The sequence below is a fragment of the Paenibacillus nuruki genome (assembly GCF_963311185.1).
Classification (GTDB): Bacteria; Bacillota; Bacilli; order Paenibacillales; family Paenibacillaceae; genus Saccharibacillus; species Saccharibacillus nuruki.
This window is the reverse complement of the sequence record NZ_OY725677.1, coordinates 2,714,591-2,735,549: the sequence shown is the minus strand read 5'-3', so window position 1 is coordinate 2,735,549 and position 20,959 is coordinate 2,714,591. Positions and strand designations below refer to the sequence as shown.

Here is a 20,959-nt window from a genome sequence, read left to right as displayed (position 1 = left end):
GCTTTTATCCGTAGAACGAAATGTAGACGCCAAAAAGGAAACACTAATATATGGAGGTGCTCACTTGAACAACAGCAACCACGTATCTAAATATCGGCGGACACTCGTTGTTCTCAGTGTGTTCGGATGTATTATATTAGGTGCCTTACTCTACTTTTTCACACAGACTAGCGCAAAAGGAAGTACTCAAAACAGTCTTCCTCATAATAGTGCTTCTCATGGAACATCCGTCAGTAGCGAACGTCCTGATTATCATTTTACAGTGCCGGACAAGTGGAAAAATGATCCACAACGTCCTATCTATTTCAAAGGGAAATATCATTACTATTATCTCTATAACAAAGATTATCCGGATGGCAATGGTACCGAATGGCGCCATGCTACTTCTACCGATCTGATCCATTGGACAGATCACGGAGTAGCTATTCCTAAATATACAAATAAAAACGGTGATCCATGGTCAGGTTCGGTTGTCGTCGATACCAACAACACAGCCGGATTTGGTAAAAATGCGTTTATCGCAATTGTGACTCAACCTTCTGCTAACGGTGGAGCGCAAGAACAGTATTTGTGGTATAGCAAAAATGGAGGTAATACCTTCACTGCCTATGGAAAAAAACCGATTCTGTCGAATCCCGGTAACGCCGATTTTCGTGATCCCAAAATAATATGGGATGCCAATTCCAAACACTGGATTATGTTGATGGCAGAAGGCAATAAGATTGGATTTTACACATCCACTAACTTGAAAAAGTGGACGTACACCAGTGGATTCCTTACTGAAAATGTCGGCATACTGGAATGCCCTGATCTGTACTTGATGCAAGCGGCAAATGGTGCTTACAAATGGGTACTTGGTGCTAGCGCAAACGGACGTGGAGCAGGCAATCCAAATACGTATGCATATTGGACAGGAAGCTTTAATGGCAAGAAATTTATAGCTGACCGTCAAGAACCCAAATGGTTGGATCATGGATTTGATTGGTATGCTGCTGTTACTTTTGATATCGCAGGAGCTTCTAATCCTTATGAGCAACGTTATGCTTTTGGATGGATGAACAACTGGGATTATGTCAATAACACACCGACATTACAAGAAGGATTCAACGGTATGGATTCGATCGTCCGTAAAATAAGACTTCAATTCAATGGTCAATCTTATGATCTATCTTCTCAACCGATTGGAGCGATTAGCTTACTACCTGCATCTACCCAAAAAATACAACGAATGGAAGTAGAAGGTTCTGAGCCGCTTAATATTCGTGGATCTTCTTTTCAGCTGGATACAGACATTTCGTGGTCACAACTTAAAAATGTAGGGTTGCGACTTCGAGAGTCTAAAGATCAAAGTCGTCATGTCGATGTAGGTGTCTTTGTAGAAGGAAAATATACGTATGTGAATAGAGCGTACACCGGTCATCCTGATACTCAAGGCAAAAGTCTAGAAAGTCAGGCAACCTTCAATACTGATAAGAAAAAAGTCCATCTGAAAATATTAGTCGATAAGAACAGTATCGAAGTCTTTGTAGATGATGGTACAGTAGCTTACTCTAGCTTGATTTTCCCGAATAAAGAAGATCAAGGGATTACTTTATTTGCAGACAGTGGCAAAGCTGTTTTTGAAAATATAGTCATTAAACAGTTTAAATAAACCATAAACAATAATAAAAGCCGAACCTTATTGATCGTTATGAGATCAGAAGAGTTCGGCTTTTATTCTAAATTAGTATAGTAGGAAGGAGAGTGTAGCATCAATTTCCTATTTTCAAGCGCTGATCGCTATAATAAATTGTTCAAAATCATCCAATTGTTCTTCGATAATGCCTTGAATAATTTCAACTTGTACCCCTTGGTAATCATGAATAGCGATATTCCGGAAGCCGACCATTGCTTTGATACTTTGATTCAATTCTTTAGACAATAATCCATTGCGGAATAGAAGATCAAAAGCATCTCGACTGCTCTGTGGAACGCCTAGATTGCGCTCAGAAATGATATGTATCGCTAGATCAAGACAAGCCTCGCAAGCCCGTTGAAGATTCAAAATAATCGAATCTTGCTTGGTATAGTTAAATAAGTTGTCTTCATCTCCAGCATATTCTTCATGAATACGTGTAACACAGCGACGAATCGTAGCCGTTTTGTTGAGTAAAATATCTTGATTCATAGCGTGCCTCTTTTCTTCATAAAGTGATCTAATATCGGTTGGCGCTTGTCATTCAGTTGTACATACTCACGGAAAGCTTGAATATACGACAGTTGTCTGATCATTGGCTTTTCTTCATATAATACGATCCCTGTACTGGCAATCTGCACTTGGAATACTGTACTTGCTTCTTCAAAATCGATCAAATCAACATCACGATCTAACTGATCGGCTAATTGCTGTCCGATTCGGAATCGTTGATAAGTCGATCTGCGCACTTGAGACAAATAAGCAATATCAATATCGCTCTCAGCTCTTGCAGTGCCTTTGGCAACAGAGCCAAAAATAATAATCGTATGTGCTTGAACAAGACTACACAACTCCTGAACAATAAGGAGTTGTTGATGGGAAGATAAAGATAGCTTAAACATAATAACAACTCCTTATTGTTCTAGATAGTGTGCTAGAGAGATCGATACTTTGCTAAAGATTATAATGATTTGGTAAACAAGACATGAGGAATATTGGATTCTAAAAATATCTCAGAAGATTGTACATATCCTAAGCGCTCATAGAAAGAAGCGGCTTGTGTCTGTCCATTTAATTTGGCTTGAGTCAGACCTTGTTCTCGCGCCAATTGCTCCATATGTTCAACCAGCATTTTGCCAACACCGTATTTACGATAGTCTTTCATTACGCAAATACGTTCTAATTTGGCAACACCTTCAACCACGCGCAGGCGCGAAGTGGCAACAGGAGTCTCGCCATTGTACACAATAATATGTGGGATGATAGTATTGGCATTATCCCACTCATCGTATTCTTCGTCCAAAGGTACACCTTGTTCATTCACAAAAACCGCTTTGCGGATAAACAGACAATGATCCAATTCATATTCATTTTCAACTTGCTTTATCAATAGTTCCATGTGTATGCTCCATCCTTTAGTTCATGATTTTCTATATGAGTTACATCTAATACCTTCTATAGAAATAGATATTCTTTGAAGAAGGAATAGACCGTCTTTCTATTTTAACGAAATGAATGTAAATGTAAACCGCGCTATTTAATTGCAGTCAGTATAATTCAGCTTCTTTTTTATTGATTATAGTCTGTATTTATTAATAATTAACATTTGCACAACGCATCAATCAATTATAGAATCGATACAAGGTTTGTAAGTGAAGTGGAAGGAGTGTCCAAATGATCGATTTTCCTTTACAAGAGGTACGTATTCGAGAGTTACAACAATGGATGGAAGAAGGAGAGCAGACTTCTGTATCGTTAACGTCTTTGTATATGCAGCGTATAGCTGAAATAGATCAAGATGGCCCTTTATTACGATCTGTGATTGAATTAAATCCAGATGCGATCTATATTGCTGCTCAAATGGATCAAGAACGTGCGCAAGGACAAGTTCGTAGTGAACTGCATGGTATACCCATCTTGATCAAAGACAATATTAATACAGGTGATCATATGCATACCAGCGCTGGATCATTAGCGTTATCAGACTCTTTTGCTCCAGAAGACGCTTTTTTAGTACGACAATTACGGAAAGCTGGAGCTGTTATTTTAGGCAAAACCAATCTGACCGAGATGGCGAACTTTATGTCTTTCAATATGCAAAATGGGTACAGTGCCCGCGGAGGACAGACGCTTAATCCGTATGGCCCCGGACGATTGGATGTAGGCGGTTCAAGCGCAGGTTCAGGAGCTGCGGTAGCTGCCAATCTATGTGCAGTAGCAGTAGGAACAGAGACATCAGGTTCGATTTTGAATCCGGCAGCTAAAAACAGTCTGGTAGGCATCAAGCCTACACTGGGTTTGATCAGTCGGACAGGCGTGATTCCGATAGCTTATACACAAGATACAGCAGGTCCAATGGCTAGAAATGTAGAAGATGCTGCTATTCTATTACAGGTATTAGCTGGAAAAGATGAACAAGATGCGCCAACCCAGACTTCACCTGTTCCGATACCCGATTATGCGTCTTATCTAGATGCAGAAGGCTTACGTGGAGCACGAATCGGTATTAATCGAGCTTATGTGCATGAGTTAAGCGACGAAGAAAAGTCGATTATGGAAGCTTCTATCGAAGCGATGTATCATGCAGGAGCCGTTATTGTAGATCATACCGATCTGGATCATATTGCTTCAGAAGACATGACTGTTTTATTGTATGAGTTCAAGTCGGCACTTAATCATTATTTATCGACACTAGGTCCACAATCATCGATTCGAACACTTAAAGATATGATTGATTATAATCATCTTCATCATCAAGATGCACTCAAATACGGTCAAGAAATCTTGATCAAAGCGCAATATGAAACGTCGGGTAAATTAACTGAAGCTAAATATATTCAGGCTCGTCTAAGCGATTGGAATCAAGCGCGAGAAGAAGGTATAGATCGTCTGCTTCGAGAGCATCAATTAGATGCGATCTTTTCCCCGGATCATACTGATGCACCCGCAGTAGGGGGTTATCCGGCAATTATTGTACCGGCAGGTTATCGCCGAGACGGTATGCCTTTCGGTATCAGCTTTATGAGTACAGCGTACAAAGAGCCTGAATTGATTCGAATCGCGTATGCTTTTGAACATACCGTACCTGCACGCAGAAGACCTATGTTATAAGTCGTTTATTCTATAAATAAAAGCAGTAATTCTGACTTCAGAGTTACTGCTTTTTTACGTGGTTATTTATGCAGAAAAATAACTAAAAAATTTAGTGAACTAGCTGTAAACTTTTTGCTGAATTTTGACGAAATAGTAAAATAGAACTATTTGTTACTTTATGATCTCAGACAACTAAGGAGGCGCTTATGAAAAGCGTATTAGCAAACAACGAAGAGAAACAAGCAACTGCTTATGAAAGATTAGCATCCAAACTTTTGCTATACACGTTAGCTATTATTTTGATCAGTTGTATTCCTATTTATGGAGCAATGTACTTTTTTCATCTGGTCGATTTGTATACATGGTTATATCTAATCGTTTGTGTATGTATTTTGGTTCCAGCGGCTTTCTTTATATTTAAAAAAACAAATCATTTATCCATAGGTAAATACTTATTAACTCCGTTATCTTTTATCGCATGTACTTGTGTTATCTGGGTATTGCCTTCACAAGCTTCATGGTCAGCATTTTTGATCTATATCACTCTTTCTGTAGTGTACTTGAATATGCGTGTCAGTATTGTAGCTACCATATATGCAGTCGTGTTAGAAGTAATTCTACTTGTATTTGATCCATTGGTAACAGCGCTTCCTGTATTGGATATGATCGTATTATTTGCTGTTACGACGATGGTTGGTTCTGCTGGGGTAGCGATCTGTATTTTAGGTCAGAAAATGATGAGTAATTTACATCAACAAAAAGAACAAATTGATAATTTGCTACAAGAAGTAGAGCGTTCTGCACAAGAATTGACACAGTTTGGTGGACAATTGCAACGTAATGCAGAAGATACCGATCGGATTGGTAAAGAGTTAACAACAGGCTTTAATGAAATTGCAAAAGGAATTGATTCACAAGCAGGCAGTATCGGGGAAATTAATACATCGATGCAAAATTCAGAAACGTTTATCCGTAATATTGGCAATACTGCAAATGATATGACAGAGCTAGCTGAACGAACAGCATCATTAACTCGCTCAGGAAATGAACAAGTTATTCGTTTGCGCGAAGGTGTACTTGAAGTCGGTCAAACGATAGACAATACCCATGCAGCGATGAATACACTACGCAACTATGCACAAGAAATCTCTTCTGTATCTCAAGCGATTGAAAATATCGCTCGTCAGACCAATATGCTTTCCTTTAATGCAGGTATTGAAGCATCTCGTGCAGGAGAACATGGACGTGGATTTGCAGTTATTGCTACCGAGATTCGTGATCTAGCGAGTGAAGCGCAACAGTCTACAGTCTTGATTACAGATATCTTGCATCGTATTCATGATCAGACAGAAGTCGTATCCGGTCGTATTCAACAAGGTAAAGAAGCGATTGATGTGATCCAACTTTCTGCGGAACAGACCGAATCTTCGTTTGGAGATATCATGACAGAAGCGAATACAGTATCAGATCGTTCGGTAGAAATTGGCAGTATGCTTAAAGAATTAATTGAAGGTATTCGTCATTCAGTACTCGAAACAGGAACGATCTCGGCAGTAACAGAACAATCGAGTGCGTCTATAGAACAAATGACGTCAAGCTTACAAGAGCAATCTACACGCGTGAGTCGTATTGCAAATAGTATTGATGAATTGAAACAATTGATTGATATCTTAAATCATTCATTGGATCAAAATAATGCTCTAGTAAAAAGTGACGAAATTGTGACTGAAAAAGCATCTTAATTTGTCAATAAAAAGACAAAATGTAGTCAGATTCATACACTTATTCGACAAAATATTTCCAATACGGTGTACTTGCTTTCTGTAAAACAAAGACCAAAAAGTCTTGTAAAACGATTGAACAAACACTACTCATGTGGTTTTTACATAGGGTAGTGTTTTTTTTGGTTGTAATTATGCAGGTTGGGTCTTTTGACCAGTTTCTTATTATAAGGATTGACTATTTCTGGAATATAGATGAATATATATGCATATAATTCCATTAATTGGTGGACGGAATTATCCGCTAGATGTCGCTATTTTTAGTCGGTATTTTCTTCGTATGTATGCGTGCTTGACCTGATTCTCACTACCTGATCTATATCTAGAAGGAGGAATTAGAATGCAGCAATCCCCAGTCACTGTAGAGCAAATTATTACCATGATTAGTGAGGTAAAACAAGACCCTTCCTGTTTGACACGTCTGGACCGCGATTCTGATATTATTCATGATGCCGGGCTTGATTCTATCCAATTGATTCATTTTATTTTACGAGTAGAAGATGATTTTAATGTTGAAATTGATTTTGAAGAATTTGATATGGAACATTTAGGTTCTATTCAAGCGTTCTGTAACTTTGTTAGTCTTGAAGCCAATCAAGGTCAGGTTGTAGAAGAACAGGTGAAAACGGTATAAGCGCTTACATAAAAATTAAAGCGCTAACACTTGTTGTGTATATACAACAGTATCATGAACATTATTTGCAATAAATACGTTTTGTATATCAGAAATTTTGCTTGTCACTTATTGGGCTTATGATGCGATGTGTCGTTAAAGGACAGTCTGCTTTGAACATTGAATTCAAAGGAAGAGGTGTTTTTTTTGCAACCAAGAAGCGAAGTAACCATTGACCGCAAAGAATTTCAGCTGATTAAACGAACCATTCGCAACGCCACTGTCTCTTACCGTAACCAGATCAAAGATCCGACGTACAAAACGCCAATCCCGCAATCATTAGGGATTAAATTAACAAACCGTTGTAATCTGCGCTGTACACACTGTTTTCAGTGGAATGAAGATGGCTATCATCATCAAATGGACAAAGCAGAGCAAAATATGGATCTTGATCCATTGATTTTCAAACAATTATTGGACGATACCAAAGAAGCGAAGTCTCGTCTATATCTATGGGGCGGAGAACCGATGTTTCACCGTCAATTTGGAGAAATTCTGGAATACATTCAGAATGATCGCCGTGAGATGACGATCTGTACGAATGGACTATTAATAGATAAATTTATTGATCCTATTCTAGATTTATCTGAAAATCTGGAACTGCTAATTGCTGTAGAAGGATTTGAATACGAGCATAATTTAATCCGTGGTAAAGGTACATTTCAAAAAACGATGGCACAAATTGATCGCTTAGTGGAATTGCGTGATCAAGGATTGTACAAAGGTAGAATTTCGGTTCATGCCGTTATCAACGATAATATGATCGGTCGTATGACTGAATTGCTAGAGTTTTTTGAATCGAAAAAATTGGACTTGGTGATGTTGTGCTTCCCGTGGTACATTTCCCGCGAAACATCGCTCAAAATGGATACGTATTTCTCTGAAAAATTCCAATGGTTGCGTCAGTTAGATGAGCGTCATATCAGTAGCTGGCATGCATTTAAATACAAAATCAATCCTGATCGTATGGATGCGTTGATGGAAGATCTACACAAGATCAATGATCGTGTATGGAAAATCCGTGTTCGTTACCAACCGGGTCTGGATTATGATGAGATCGACAAATTTATTCATGGTGATGAAATGACAAGCCGTTGTTCTAATCACTGTCTAGCATTGACTTCTCGTACCGATATTGTGCCAGATGGTAGCGTTATGCCTTGCAAATTCTTTTCCGAGTTTACAGTTGGTAATCTGAAAGAGAAGAGCCTGAAAGAAATCTGGGATTCCGAAGAATATGAAAATGTAAGACATATTATCAATAAAGAAGGGCTAACGCCTGCGTGCTCGAAGTGCAGTGTATTGTATCTACATGGTGCAGGTACAGTCAATTCGCTCGACTATATTTAAGAGCGGAGGGAGTTCATGAGACAGCAGTTATCGCTAATGGATGCATTGACCGATCATCGTGATCAAGGTCGCTTTATATGGATTTTTAATATCGGCGCTGAATCGGTCTGGCACAATATCAGCAAAGGAGTGAGCGATCCTCAGGAACAAGAAGTTGTGAATCGAATCGAAGAGATGAATCTTTTACTCTGTCGTAAGCAGGATATTATGATTTTGCGTAAACAACCTGACCCGGATTATCTAGATATGTTGGAAAATCTGGGTTTTGAGTTACCACGAATCGAGATTCCGCAAGGGGAAAGTGATGATCCGTTTGTATCGATTTCACAACTGATTTTGCAAGATGAAGCCTTGTTAGAACGGTTGCAGATGTATGGGGTGCAAGGTCGTGCCCTGTATGGAGCAACCTATCTTGTTCCTTATGCAGTCACGCAATGGGAAGAAGAAATTGCTCATACGTGTGAAGTTCCTTATATTGGAGCCCCTTCGGAGATTTGTAAAATGGTGAATGACAAAATCTTTAGTCGCCAAGCAGCGATCGAGTTGGGTTTTCCAGTCAGTAGCGGAACCGTATGCTCAACCGTCGAAGAGATTCGGCGTGAATGTTTAGCTATAGGTACAGCCGATGCCGAAGCTCAAATTATTATCAAAGAACCTTATGGAGCTTCTGGCAAAGGGCTGTATTTATTACAAGGAACGCAAAAGCTCGATGCTACGCTGAGTGTGATGAGTCGTTTTGCACGTAAGCAAAACAATCCAGACCAAGCATGGTTAGTCGAACGCTGGCACAAAAAGCAAATGGATCTAAATTACCAAATTTATATTCATCCTGATGGTGATGTTGAAGTCTTTTCTTTGAAACGTCAGGTGGTGGATGGAACCGTCTATATTGGTTCCTATATGCCTTCAGGGGTAACCGAAGAGATTCGCCAACAATCTCGTCAGTATGCGATGGAATTGGGACATTATTTGTACGAAAAGCAGTATCGTGGTATTGCTTCAATTGATGCATTTATTGATGAAAGCGGAGAATTGATTCCGGTGATTGAGATTAATGGGCGGTTCACGTTATCGACCTATATCTCATTATTACCGCAAATGTTCGGGCTGCGCATATTCCGTTCTCGTTATTTCCGGCATATTACCAAAGAACGTTTAACGTATCAGACCCTTTGTCAAACGTTAGAGCAACATAATCTTTTGTATACTTCTGCACATCCTTTTGGGGTGTGGGTGTATACAGCAGGTACATTGTCTGCAAGCAAAACAACGAACGGATACAATAACCGTATTTTTGCTATTGTTATTGCCGATAGCACAGAAGAAGCACAGCGACTTGAAGAACAGTTAGAGCGAGTGATTGCTGAACTGTAAATAGCTTAGAGTTAGTTAGATGTCAAAGGAGGTCAAACGATGGAAGTTAGTGAACAACAAGTCGTACCTTTACTTGCTCAAGTGTTAAAAATGGCTCCAGCCGATCTGGAAAATCTACAACCAGATGATGATCTACGAGAGTATGGTCTCAATTCATTATCTGCGGTTGAATTGATCGTAGAACTTGAAAATCATCTGAATATCATGATCGACGATGATAATTTATTACTGGAAGAATTATCGACATTACGCCGTATCGAAAATATGTTAGCTCATTATGTTTAAGCGATCATTATCCAAACAAGTGTTACCGGAAACAGTAGGAGCGCCAGGACAGCATTGCTTTTATGCTAGCCTGCACGCTTTACTACTACGTCAGGGTGTCTATACCGATGAAGCCGATCTATATTTTCTATGTAACGGGTTGTCGATCTCGTATAAAGGAAATTTTGACTCATTTGGTCTGCGTCCGATGGCGGATTTGTTATCTCAGTGGTCAGCAAATACACAGGTTGAAGTCAAACATGTGACGATCGATCCAGCATTATCCAAGCGAAATGATTTTTTGATCTTACAAGATTGGTCTAACGCATTGGAAAATGGAAAAAGTATACTTCTTCATTTACAAAGTCATTGCCTGAATTTCCATCCGGTATATCAGAACAACCCGAGCAAAGGACATGTGATCCAGTTATACGGGTTAGATATGAAGCAGGATGAAGCCTATGTATCCGATCACTTTTTATTAGAAGAATCCGGTCATGTGCTTAGTTACAATGGCAAGACGAATCTTACTTTGTTGCTAGAAGGTATTACTGAATATGCGTATCTCAATAGTGATCCTGCGGAAGAGCTTAGTGTCCAACAAGTGATTCAGGCGTGTGATCGTCATTTAGAACAGTTTTTGCAAGAAAGCTGGTCAGCGTATGCCGTCTTATTCTGTGATCTGGATCGTCTGTTAGAGATGGAAGATGAATCATTCCGTCAGAGTTGCGATACTCTTTATTACCAGCTACGGATCGAAAGTCTGATGCATCTACTACAGTATACCGAGCAATTTATGAGTCGTTATGAAGGATTAATGGGCAGTGAGCATGGTGCTTATCAATTGCGAGAAGATATTCATGAACTCCGCCAGACATGGAAAAGGCATCTGCTTCAACTGTATAAAATAGGATTACGGGTTAACCGAGAGAAAGTAACTGATTATATTCAGCATAGTTTGCGTTTATTAGCCGAATTAAAAACATTGTTAGAGCGGATGAGAATGACGGTATATCAGATCCGTCTATAGCAGTGTGCAACATGAAGGAGGTCGTGTCATCTGTCAGCGATAACGTTAACTCAACTATCCAAAACATTTGAATATTACAAAAAAGAACCTGGACTACGCAAATCATTTTCGAATTTATTCAAACGGGAAAAATTGCAGAAAGAAGCTGTAATTGATCTTAGTTTTGATATTGAAGAAGGTGAAATTGTTGGTTTTCTAGGACCTAATGGAGCAGGCAAAACGACCACACTCAAAATGTTATCCGGTATTTTGCATCCTAGTGATGGTCAAGCTTCTGTACTCGGGTATACGCCGTGGGAACGTAAAAAAGAATTTAAACGTCAGTTCTCGATTGTGATGGGTCAAAAAAATCAACTATGGTGGGACTTGCCTGCTAGTGATTCATTTGAACTCAACAAATTAATCTATGATCTGGACGATACTGAATATAAGCGTACATTGGACGAATTGGTTGAACTGCTGGGTGTCAGTGAGCAGCTACATGTGCAAGTACGCCGATTGTCTTTAGGGGAACGCATGAAAATGGAATTGATTGCTTCACTTCTTCATCGTCCGAAAGTGATATTGCTCGATGAGCCGACGATTGGTTTGGATATTATTTCACAAAGTAAAATCAGACAATTTTTTAAAACATATAACAAAACGTACAACACAACGATTTTGCTGACCAGTCACTATATGCGCGATATTGAAGACTTATGTTCTCGAACGATGATTATTAATCATGGGCAACTGGTCTATGATGGTGATCTCAAAAGTGTAAACGATGTGATTGGTTCTTGGAAATTACTCAAAATCCAATTGTCAGCGCCGGTATCGGAACTGTCTTTGAATGGATATGGTAAAATTCGTTCTCGTTCTGAATTGGAAGTCGTATTCGAACTTAGCAAGCAAGATGTACTACGTAAATCCAAAGAAATACTGGATCATTTACCTGTTATTGATTTTACAATTGAAGATATTCCTTTGGAAGAAGGGATTGCGATCCTGTACGAAAAAGGTGGGTTGCCCCATGCCCAATAAAGTCTATCGCAAAATTTTACATATGGGGATTCAAAATGAAATGGAATATCGAACCAATTATTGGATACAGCTAGTTAGCTTTTTTGTACCGATGATGACTCAATTTTTTCTCTGGTTAGCGATTTTTCGTTCATCCGGTCAGGGAACGATTGTAGGTTATACATTTCAAGAAATGTTGATCTACATTATTATGGCAGCAGTCACTGGTAAGCTTGTTGCCGCGGGATTTGAATATGAAATTGCAGGCGATATCAAAGAAGGCGGACTGGGTAAATTTCTAGTCCAACCGCTGAACTATTTTGCTTATCGTATCTTAAAATTTCTAGGTGCCAAAGCAGTCCAATCGGTACTGGTCATTATTTTTGCCGCTGTAGTCTTGATCTGGTTGCGGATCGGTCTACACGTTCCTGTAGGGTGGGATAGTGCATTACGTTATCTGATTGCTTTACCGGGTGCATTGTTACTCAACTTTGTGATCTATTATGCATTAAGCGGAATAGCGTTCTGGTTAACCGAATCGACCGGATTATTTTATACCTTATCGCTCATTATTTATATCGCGAGTGGTAGTGTTTTTCCGTTAACCATTTTTGGAGCGACGATTGCCAAGATATTAGGGATGTTACCTTTTTCGTATATTGTCTTTTTTCCAGTCAATATGATTACTGGTAAATTAACCACAACAGAAGCAATTACAGGTATAGGCATGCAGTGGTTATGGATCGCTGTTATTTTAGTAGTCGCTAGATGGGTATGGAGTTCAGGGGTACGCCGTTATGTAGCGGTGGGAGGATAATAATATGCAGATGATCTGGAAAGAAGCAAAGCGCTATTCTCGTATTTATGGACGATTTATGAAATTCTCTGTGATGTCGCAAATGGAGTATCGTACCAATTTTATTACAGCTTTTCTGATTGAAACAGCGTATCTACTGATCAAACTATTATATGCGATTCTGCCGTATCAGGTAGGAACCGATATTAATGGCTGGTCGCCGGATGCGATTTTGTTATATGTAGGCGTATTTACCATTATGAGCGGATTATATAGTGGATTGTTTTTTACCAATTTTACTCAGTTACCAGATAAAGTACGTACCGGTTCGCTGGATGTGCTGATTACGAAGCCCATTTCTTTGCAATTCGCTGTCACTTTACGTCAATTTGAATTGGGTTATACGATCCCCAATGTACTCGGTGGCAGTGTAATGGTAGCGATTGGCTGGAGTCGAATGGGATTACCTGTAGATTTTTATCATATTGGCGGTTTTATCTTTTTTATCGCGATTGGTGTCTTGGTTGCTTATTCTGTCTTTTTGTTACCACAATTGCTGGCGTTCTGGACGGTACAGACTACAGGGGTAACCGATATGTCAAATAGTGTGTTTGAAACGAATTATGTTCCTATGGCAGTCTATGATCGGATTATTCAGCGCTTAGGTACATTTTTATTACCGGTGTTCGTTATTTGTAACTTTCCACCAATGTTTGTTATGGGTGGACTCAGTGCAGGCATGGTCTGGTGGGCAGTACTTGCACCGATTTGGTTGCTGATCATTATTCGTGTGATCTGGCGTTATGCATTACGTCATTATTCCAGTGCTAGTCAATAAACATCCATTTCAAAAAGGAGGAATATACATATGAATGAACGGATCAGCAGTCAGCCATTGCTGCACATGGGCGCTTTTGAAGCTGAATTATACTGGCGTGAAGATGATCTTGCCACACTGCCTGCACTACCTGATAAAGAAGCTGAAAAGATTGTCACAGCTATGGATGAATTATTGTTTACTTTTTGTCAGCCGGGTGACCTGTTATTTACTCGTTATGCGATGGAACCTGCGCAACGTCAATATGTTCATCAATTGGGATTTAGCGTATATGGCAATACGCAAGATCTGGAAATGGATGCTTCGAAAATCAAAGATCAGATTCTTGCGGGACAAGATCAGACGATGGCGGCGATCAATCGGTTGAGTACAGGCAAGCAAGCAGGAATGTCTGCACGCCCTGTATCTGTTTTCCAATGGATGGAACAACAAGATGAACAATTAGCCGAGCAATTTCCATTATCCACGATGAGTTTGTCTCCTTTTGCATGGATTCCTCATATTAAAGAGCTGAATCAACGCTTCGGTATTGGCTATCATGCTCCTGAACTTGAAGTCGTCAAAAGGGTCAATACCAAACATTACTCTGCACAGATGAAGCAGACATTGAACTTGAGTGGTGTCGGTGTACTGGTAGAAAGCAGTGAGGAATTAGTAGAAAAAGGAAGCGAGTGGCTAAAAGAAGGTTCTTTCCTAATCAAAGATAATTATGGTGTGTCTGGTAAAGGGAATATGTTGATCGATTCTCCTGAACTGTTTGTTCGTATTGGTCACGGTCTACACAAACAAGAAGAAAAAGGAAAGAAAGTCCAATTTCTGATCGAAAAGTATTTGCAAAAAGAACGGGATTTTTCTTGCCAATTTCATATTGATCCACAAGGTCAGATTGAAATGCTGTCTGTTCAGTGGTTGGCAAACTCTCAATTTGCGTATCGTGAATCATTATCTCCTGATCCAGCCTTTATGATGCGACTCGAACAAGAAGGTTATTTTGCATTAATGGAACAGATTGGTAAGCAATTATACCAGGATGGATACTTTGGACATGTCTGTATTGACTCCATGGTATTACAAGATGGAAGCCTTGAACCGATGGTCGAGATCAACGCTCGCAAATCGATGAGCCTGATCAAGCACCAAATGGATCAATACCTGCGTACCTACGGACAGGTCGGCAATATGACCAACTATAACGTCTCACACACAGGCGAAGTCTCGCAGGAACAACTACTTCATTTGTTAGATCAAGCCAACTTGCTCTATTTACCGAATCGTCAACAAGGCATCATCCCATTAACATCATCAGCCCTACACATCAACCATCGTTTCCGTAACGATAACAAAAAACACAAAGGCAGAATCTATCTCTCAGTCATAGCCAGCCATGACCATATCAAACAACAATTACTAACCCAATTCGAACAACTTCTAGAAACCAACCAATTCAGCATACTAAACTAATCAACCATATAATCATTGATCTATTTCATCTATAAATAAAAAATCTTCACCATCACATATTCGAATCAACGCCGTAACATCCAATTATAATGTTTATTTTACTGATTTCGCTGCGACCCCCACTCTGGGGAAGCAAGAATCATATGCTCTTAATCTCTTAAATTACCATATTGTTCTCCCACCACCAGCGAAGGAAATCTATTATTCTGAAAGTCGCCTTTAAGACTAGGATATCGACCACCCAGCGGTCCATTCAAGATATCCAAGTCTTACCAGCGACGCCAAGAATAATAGATGCCCTTAGCGATACATCCACCCAAGAACAATATATTCCACCTCCAAAAGTATTATTCTTTTCTTCACCACCCTCAAATGAAAGGATTGGATCATCATGACCGTAACGATATTATGCTCTGGGTTTGGACTTGGATTTTATACGCCGGGTTTACTTGTAGAAGCAAGCTTGAATCGTATGGGTATTCCAACCGAAGTGCTTGTGTTTGAAAATGTGATGCAATCAGATCAATTGCAAAAAGTAGATAAAAGTCGTCAAGCGTATCATGCTGACTTTTCGGTAGCATTGATGTCACAACGGATTCCGCAAGATATTCGCAAAAGTATGGATGATGAGCAGATTGTAGCGTTGTTACAACAGTGGGAAGCCGAAGGAAGAAAACATTTTATTTGCTTATCCGGTCATTGGATATACATTTTAGATCGCTATCGGGAGCAGATCGGTGAAGCTAATCTCCATGTAGACTTATTGTATCTGGATGTGATCGATTCTCCTTCTTGGAAAAGTGTACGTAAGCGCTTAGGTCAGCTACATGAGAGTTATCATGAAGTCTGGCTATTTGGTCATGACCAACAAGAAATGTATACGTATATTGATATTCCTTTATCTGATCCAGTGATTCCGTATAGTCAGCGACAACATCGACTATTGGTGCATGGGGGTGGTTGGGGAATGGGCACCTATCGTGAACGGATCGCCGAGTTAGAACAAGTGGGTTATGGATTGGATATTATTTTGTACGATCAAGATGAACGGGGAAGTTCGGATCAAGGACAACGGTATTATCGGATGAATCCAGAGTGGCGCACATGGCAACAAAATGAAGAGGGTAAGCATACTTTTCCACCACTTGGAGAAGTGCAAGTCGATCAAGCCGTACAGTATGAATCACGATCAGAATATCACATATTATGTGAGATTGAACGCAATGTACAAGCGATTGTCAGTAAGCCGGGCGGAGGAACATTAGCCGATTCATTTGCACTAAGTACGCCGATTATTTTTCTAGAACCTTTTGGAGAACATGAAGCTCGCAATGCCAGTCAGTGGGAAAAATATGGATTTGGATTATCGTATGAACGCTGGATGAGTGAGTATGGTGGAGGCACAGATATTTTGGAACAGATGCATCAGCAATTGGTACAAGCTCGTCAGCAATTTCCAGCGTATGCCGATGAGTACATTCAACGTCATATGCAACTGCTTCACCCGACGATGGCTAAAGGTACACCATGATGAAATCTTCCGAAATGAGTGTACGCCAATCTTCTACACAGACGGACGAACATATTCTTTCAGCCCAAGTAGGGCATAATTCAGAAGCTACTGTCAAATTAGGGATTCTCGGGTGTTCGGGTATTGTGCCACGTGCTGTTCTTGATCCTGCACCCTATGTCGATGGACTGGACATTGTAGGTGTTGCTAATCGTACGTTGTCCAAAGCAGAATCGTTAGCAGAACATTATGGTATCGCTACAATCTATGGGGATCTGGAAGAATTGTTAGCAGATCCTCAGTTAGATGCAGTGTATATCGGGCTAAGTAACGAACTGCATGCCACATGGATTCGCAAAGCATTGTCTGCGGGCAAGCATGTACTGGTTGAAAAACCGCTTTGTCTGCATCCGCAAGAACTGCCCATGATTGGAGCGGCGGCACAGCATCATGGATTACAGGTGATCGAAGGGGTAATGGTAGCTCATCATCCGTGGCAACATACGTTACGTGAATGCATTTCATCCGGTGAATATGGAGCCTTAGTCCGTACAGTCACTCAACTGACCATTCCAGCCAAAGAAGATCATCATGATAATTATCGTAGTCATCCAGAACAAGGTGGCGGCTGTTTTTGGGATCTGGGTTGTTATTGGCTTCAATTTTTACAACAGGTGATCGGAATACAACATAGTGAATTTGAAGGACGTTCTTCTTTTGATGGGCCTAACGGTTGTGATTGGACATTTGAAGCGCAAGCTCAGTTAGCCAATGGCGTGACAGCAGAAGCTCTTTTTTCTTTTGAAAAGCCGTATAGTAGCAGACATGTGATCTATCTGGAAAAAGCGAAGATTACGATCAACGATTTTTTTCGCTGTAATCTAGGGTTTTATAAGCTGAAGCTCAAAATAGCGCTGATAGAAAATGGACAAGAAACAGGAGAAGTTCGTTATCATACGTTTGAACCGATGAATTATTATGTCAATCAATTACGTTTTTTTCGGGATACGATCAATCATCATCAGCACCATCATTTGTTTGCTGAGTCGGTAGAGCGTATTCAATTGTTATCTCATATTCATGCTACGGCCAAAGCCAAAAGTGTTATATCTTGAGTCATAAGTACAGATATTTTGCGTTGCAAAAATCTTTTTCTCATGGAATGTTGTCGCATGTATAATGCCAAATGCTTAGGAGATGAACATGGATGAGCCATTTATCAGAAAACAATCCTTTATATGAAGCTTTAGAACAGTATCCGACTCCTTTTTATTATTACAATGGAGATCAATTAGCGGAACATATTCAATCGTTTCAACAATTATTACACCCCAAAGTTCAATTACATTACGCCTTAAAAGCAAACAATAATATTACCATTGCTAACCTACTGCGTGAATGGGGTTGTCATATAGAGATTGCTTCATTAGGGGAGTTGCGTCTGGCTGAAGCAGCAGGGTATTTGCCGGAAGAGATCATCTATACAGGGCCTGGTAAAAGTGAAAAAGAATTGCGGACAGCGATGGCTCATCAGATTCATTGTATTAATGTCGAATCACTCGCCGAATTAGAAATGATCCATCAGATTGCGACTGAATATGAGTGTAAAGTGCGTGTCGGTATTCGGGTGAATCCGGATGGAGAAGGGATCAGTGGAGCTTCTATTCAGATGGCAGGAGTGGCTCGTCCATTCGGGATCGATGAGTCTCAATTAGCAGGTGTATTCGAGCGTGTAGCGGAGATGCCTTATATTCAAGTGATCGGTATTCAAGTCTATGCAGGTACACAGATTATGGATGAAAAAGTGCTACTCAGTAATTTTAGATATACATTGTCTTTAGCCGCGCAAATTCAAGCCAGATATCCGGTTCAACTGGAAATAGTCAATCTGGGTGGTGGGTTTGGAGTGCCTTACTTTTCCCATGAACATCCACTGGACATCGAATCGGTTATGCAACAACTCACCGAATTAATTGATGAATATGTTGTTCATCTGCCACACAGTACATTTATTGTAGAAAGTGGTCGCTATTTACTCGCAGCATCAGGGATCTATGTCTGTCAGGCACTGTATACCAAAGTATCCAAAGGCGAGCATTTTGTTATTGTAGATGGAGGTATGCACCATCATGCAGGTGCTACTTTTAGAGGTAGAAGACCGCGTAACAATTATCCACTGGAAATTATTCCAAGGCATCATATAACCGATGGAGAACAGACACAGATCACCAGTATTGTAGGGCCGTTATGTACACCGGATGATTGTTTATTCAAAAATGTAGAATTGCCTGTGATTCATGCTGGCGATTACATATGTATTCTACAATCAGGTGCGTATGGATTAACGTATAGTCCTACTCAGTTTTTGGGTCATGCTACACCTGCTGAAGTTCTTTCTTATAAAGGCAAATCGTATTTGATTCGAGAACAAGGTGATCCTGAAGATTTATTATTACGGCAACAACATATAGTACCTACCACAGAATGGACGGCGGTTCTATGATGAAGTCAGAGATGAATACCACAACTCACCTTACACAGTCATTAACTCGGTACCCTGTGCAATCGTCTTCGCAAAAAATACTTCCTTTAGCCAAGCCACTTGTTAAAGGATATCAGTATCTAGGGTATGCTCTTTCTGTGGTGATGACACACGAGGAATGTTTACCATGGGTATATCATCAATTTATCCAGTTAAGTTCGCCTAATTACCAGTGGGTCGACTTTTATCATCCCCATGAATTTAGTGATTACCCCTGGCTAGAAACGAATGAGACTGATTGTGCCGATCTCAATGCCGAGCAGTTAATTGCGACATGGGTGGATATGATGAATCAAGACAAATATCTAGTCATGTTTATTGATGAATACTATTTGTCTCATACGGCATTTTACCAAGAAGAACATTATTCTCATGATATTATGTTGCACGGTTATGATCTCGAACAGCAGGTTTTTTGGGCAAGCGGGTACAATCGTGATTTTCAGTATGGAGAGTACAGTATCCCGATCGAAGAAGTGTTGGCTGCTCATTTTTCATTTCAAGAAGCAAATAAACGCTTGATTACGATTCGGTATCAACAAGCACCTGTACATTCTCCCAAAGTTATCGCAGTGGTGGTTTCGTTAGAAGGTCTGATCGAGCAGTTACAAGATTATGTGGATTCGCGTCCTTCATCATGGAGACGGAATGATATTCAGCAAGCCAATGCTCATTTTTATGGGATGGAAATCTATGATATTTTGCAAAATAGTATTCAGACATTTATCGAAAATAACAGCAAAGCAGATATTCGAGCTTTTCACATCTTCTATGAGCACAAAGCAGCGATGGAACAACGATTAATGTATCTGGCACAGACAGTAGAAGGATTACAAGCGATCTTAGATCGGTATCCGACAATGATGCCAGAGCTTCAAGAACTTACAAGGCAGTCGACGATTATTCGTAATCTATTGCTCAAATACAATCGAAGTCACAATACCGCAAGTCTTGAGCGTGCTTCGCAATTGCTGTATACGATGCGCGGGCAAGAAGAACAGGTATTGCAGACGGTACTGACTGCACTTCGACAACATATTCCAGCAGTATCGGTATTAGAGCAATCCCGTGAGCTCAAGCGCCGTGTGATGGATCGTCAATTGCGCCAAACATCAGCAGATCGATTAATAATATTAGATCAATTGGAACAATTAGATCATCCTAATGAGTGGATCGAAATTGTTATGATTATGGATCAGCAGATATGGAAGTTATTATCTCAGACAGACCCTCTACGTACAGATCGCTTGATTGCATTCTGGTGCGAATTGCTTGCACGTAAGCCATGGGTAGCCAGTCAATACGATACATTGCGTAATGTGATTGAGCGGATGCAGACGGTTGTTCAAGATCAACAAGTGAGAGCACAGTTAGATTACTGGTATACAACGATGACGGCAATTCGTTCTCAATAAGTAATGAATGATACCTGATGATTATGATTTGAATGCATAACAAATAAGCCTTTTGGTTCTCTAGCAGATCAGAGAATCGAAAGGCTTATTTTGTGAAAGCCACTCTAAATGAATGTGATGATGTTAAAGTATTGTTGGATTATTAATGAACGTTT

At 40.0% G+C, this 20,959-nt stretch carries 19 protein-coding genes; 16 read left to right on the top strand and 3 right to left on the bottom strand.

Annotated elements, in window-relative coordinates:
- Positions 1-118: 118 nt before the first annotated feature.
- The gene (levB, locus tag RCP16_RS12215) at positions 119-1,651 is read left to right on the top strand and encodes a 2,6-beta-fructan 6-levanbiohydrolase (RefSeq protein WP_371748231.1); all 1,533 of its coding nucleotides are present in this window, start codon (positions 119-121) and stop codon (positions 1,649-1,651) included.
- Positions 1,652-1,765: 114 nt separating this feature from the next.
- Here levB and hepT read toward each other — a convergent pair whose 3' ends face one another.
- The 3 genes from hepT to RCP16_RS12200 are packed head-to-tail and all read right to left on the bottom strand — an operon-like array spanning position 1,766 to position 3,074.
- Positions 1,766-2,167, bottom strand: coding sequence for a type VII toxin-antitoxin system HepT family RNase toxin (gene hepT, locus RCP16_RS12210; RefSeq protein WP_308640405.1), 402 nt, complete (start codon positions 2,165-2,167; stop codon positions 1,766-1,768).
- A complete protein-coding gene (gene mntA / locus RCP16_RS12205) occupies positions 2,164-2,577 on the bottom strand; it encodes a type VII toxin-antitoxin system MntA family adenylyltransferase antitoxin (protein WP_308640404.1) in 414 nt (137 codons plus the stop codon). Before mntA ends, hepT begins: the two co-directional genes overlap by 4 nt.
- Positions 2,578-2,636: 59 nt before the next feature.
- Entirely contained in the window at positions 2,637-3,074 is a 438-nt protein-coding gene (locus RCP16_RS12200) for a GNAT family N-acetyltransferase (protein ID WP_069326937.1), read from the bottom strand.
- 275 nt (positions 3,075-3,349) lie between these two features.
- On the opposite strand from RCP16_RS12200, the gene RCP16_RS12195 reads away from it, so the two are divergent.
- The 15 genes from RCP16_RS12195 (at position 3,350) to RCP16_RS12125 (ending at position 20,804) form a co-directional block, all read left to right on the top strand.
- Entirely contained in the window at positions 3,350-4,786 is a 1,437-nt protein-coding gene (locus tag RCP16_RS12195) for an amidase family protein (protein ID WP_308640403.1), read from the top strand.
- Between the two features lie 188 nt (positions 4,787-4,974).
- A complete protein-coding gene (locus RCP16_RS12190; protein WP_273593567.1) occupies positions 4,975-6,510 on the top strand; it encodes a methyl-accepting chemotaxis protein in 1,536 nt (511 codons plus the stop codon).
- 379 nt (positions 6,511-6,889) lie between these two features.
- A complete protein-coding gene (locus tag RCP16_RS12185) occupies positions 6,890-7,183 on the top strand; it encodes an acyl carrier protein (RefSeq protein WP_308640402.1) in 294 nt (97 codons plus the stop codon).
- A 186-nt stretch (positions 7,184-7,369) separates the two neighbouring features.
- Positions 7,370-8,572: a radical SAM/SPASM domain-containing protein gene (locus tag RCP16_RS12180; protein WP_069326941.1), complete on the top strand. Its 1,203-nt coding sequence runs from the start codon at positions 7,370-7,372 to the stop codon at positions 8,570-8,572.
- Positions 8,573-8,587: 15 nt separating this feature from the next.
- Complete coding sequence (locus RCP16_RS12175) at positions 8,588-9,946, top strand: preATP grasp domain-containing protein (RefSeq protein ID WP_273593568.1); 1,359 nt, start codon at positions 8,588-8,590, stop codon at positions 9,944-9,946.
- A 39-nt stretch (positions 9,947-9,985) separates the two neighbouring features.
- Complete coding sequence (locus tag RCP16_RS12170; RefSeq protein ID WP_069326943.1) at positions 9,986-10,231, top strand: acyl carrier protein; 246 nt, start codon at positions 9,986-9,988, stop codon at positions 10,229-10,231.
- Positions 10,224-11,240 carry a BtrH N-terminal domain-containing protein gene (locus RCP16_RS12165; RefSeq protein ID WP_137222299.1) on the top strand — a complete coding sequence of 339 codons (1,017 nt, stop codon included), beginning with the start codon at positions 10,224-10,226 and terminating at the stop codon, positions 11,238-11,240. Before RCP16_RS12170 ends, RCP16_RS12165 begins: the two co-directional genes overlap by 8 nt.
- 30 nt (positions 11,241-11,270) lie before the next feature.
- Positions 11,271-12,263 carry an ABC transporter ATP-binding protein gene (locus tag RCP16_RS12160; protein WP_069326945.1) on the top strand — a complete coding sequence of 331 codons (993 nt, stop codon included), beginning with the start codon at positions 11,271-11,273 and terminating at the stop codon, positions 12,261-12,263.
- Positions 12,253-13,059, top strand: a complete 807-nt coding sequence (locus RCP16_RS12155) for an ABC transporter permease (protein ID WP_137222301.1) — start codon at positions 12,253-12,255, stop codon at positions 13,057-13,059. Before RCP16_RS12160 ends, RCP16_RS12155 begins: the two co-directional genes overlap by 11 nt.
- A gap of 4 nt (positions 13,060-13,063) precedes the next feature.
- Positions 13,064-13,876 carry an ABC transporter permease gene (locus RCP16_RS12150; RefSeq protein WP_069326947.1) on the top strand — a complete coding sequence of 271 codons (813 nt, stop codon included), beginning with the start codon at positions 13,064-13,066 and terminating at the stop codon, positions 13,874-13,876.
- 30 nt (positions 13,877-13,906) lie between these two features.
- The gene (locus RCP16_RS12145) at positions 13,907-15,337 is read left to right on the top strand and encodes an ATP-grasp domain-containing protein (protein ID WP_308640401.1); all 1,431 of its coding nucleotides are present in this window, start codon (positions 13,907-13,909) and stop codon (positions 15,335-15,337) included.
- A gap of 391 nt (positions 15,338-15,728) precedes the next feature.
- A complete protein-coding gene (locus tag RCP16_RS12140) occupies positions 15,729-16,868 on the top strand; it encodes a UDP-glucuronosyltransferase (RefSeq protein ID WP_308640400.1) in 1,140 nt (379 codons plus the stop codon).
- Positions 16,865-17,962, top strand: coding sequence for a Gfo/Idh/MocA family protein (locus tag RCP16_RS12135; protein ID WP_308640399.1), 1,098 nt, complete (start codon positions 16,865-16,867; stop codon positions 17,960-17,962). Before RCP16_RS12140 ends, RCP16_RS12135 begins: the two co-directional genes overlap by 4 nt.
- Before the next feature lie 92 nt (positions 17,963-18,054).
- Positions 18,055-19,350 carry a type III PLP-dependent enzyme gene (locus RCP16_RS12130; protein ID WP_137222307.1) on the top strand — a complete coding sequence of 432 codons (1,296 nt, stop codon included), beginning with the start codon at positions 18,055-18,057 and terminating at the stop codon, positions 19,348-19,350.
- Positions 19,347-20,804: a hypothetical protein gene (locus tag RCP16_RS12125; protein WP_308640398.1), complete on the top strand. Its 1,458-nt coding sequence runs from the start codon at positions 19,347-19,349 to the stop codon at positions 20,802-20,804. Before RCP16_RS12130 ends, RCP16_RS12125 begins: the two co-directional genes overlap by 4 nt.
- Positions 20,805-20,959 lie beyond the last annotated feature (155 nt).

Coding starts and splice junctions, on each gene's coding strand:
- hepT (WP_308640405.1), bottom strand. CDS start 2,167: ATGAATCAAGATATTTTACTCAACAAAACGGCTACGATTCGTCGCTGT.
- mntA (WP_308640404.1), bottom strand. CDS start 2,577: ATGTTTAAGCTATCTTTATCTTCCCATCAACAACTCCTTATTGTTCAG.
- RCP16_RS12200 (WP_069326937.1), bottom strand. CDS start 3,074: ATGGAACTATTGATAAAGCAAGTTGAAAATGAATATGAATTGGATCAT.
- RCP16_RS12195 (WP_308640403.1), top strand. CDS start 3,350: ATGATCGATTTTCCTTTACAAGAGGTACGTATTCGAGAGTTACAACAA.
- RCP16_RS12190 (WP_273593567.1), top strand. CDS start 4,975: ATGAAAAGCGTATTAGCAAACAACGAAGAGAAACAAGCAACTGCTTAT.
- RCP16_RS12185 (WP_308640402.1), top strand. CDS start 6,890: ATGCAGCAATCCCCAGTCACTGTAGAGCAAATTATTACCATGATTAGT.
- RCP16_RS12175 (WP_273593568.1), top strand. CDS start 8,588: ATGAGACAGCAGTTATCGCTAATGGATGCATTGACCGATCATCGTGAT.
- RCP16_RS12170 (WP_069326943.1), top strand. CDS start 9,986: ATGGAAGTTAGTGAACAACAAGTCGTACCTTTACTTGCTCAAGTGTTA.
- RCP16_RS12165 (WP_137222299.1), top strand. CDS start 10,224: ATGTTTAAGCGATCATTATCCAAACAAGTGTTACCGGAAACAGTAGGA.
- RCP16_RS12155 (WP_137222301.1), top strand. CDS start 12,253: ATGCCCAATAAAGTCTATCGCAAAATTTTACATATGGGGATTCAAAAT.
- RCP16_RS12150 (WP_069326947.1), top strand. CDS start 13,064: ATGCAGATGATCTGGAAAGAAGCAAAGCGCTATTCTCGTATTTATGGA.
- RCP16_RS12145 (WP_308640401.1), top strand. CDS start 13,907: ATGAATGAACGGATCAGCAGTCAGCCATTGCTGCACATGGGCGCTTTT.
- RCP16_RS12140 (WP_308640400.1), top strand. CDS start 15,729: ATGACCGTAACGATATTATGCTCTGGGTTTGGACTTGGATTTTATACG.
- RCP16_RS12135 (WP_308640399.1), top strand. CDS start 16,865: ATGATGAAATCTTCCGAAATGAGTGTACGCCAATCTTCTACACAGACG.
- RCP16_RS12130 (WP_137222307.1), top strand. CDS start 18,055: ATGAGCCATTTATCAGAAAACAATCCTTTATATGAAGCTTTAGAACAG.
- RCP16_RS12125 (WP_308640398.1), top strand. CDS start 19,347: ATGATGAAGTCAGAGATGAATACCACAACTCACCTTACACAGTCATTA.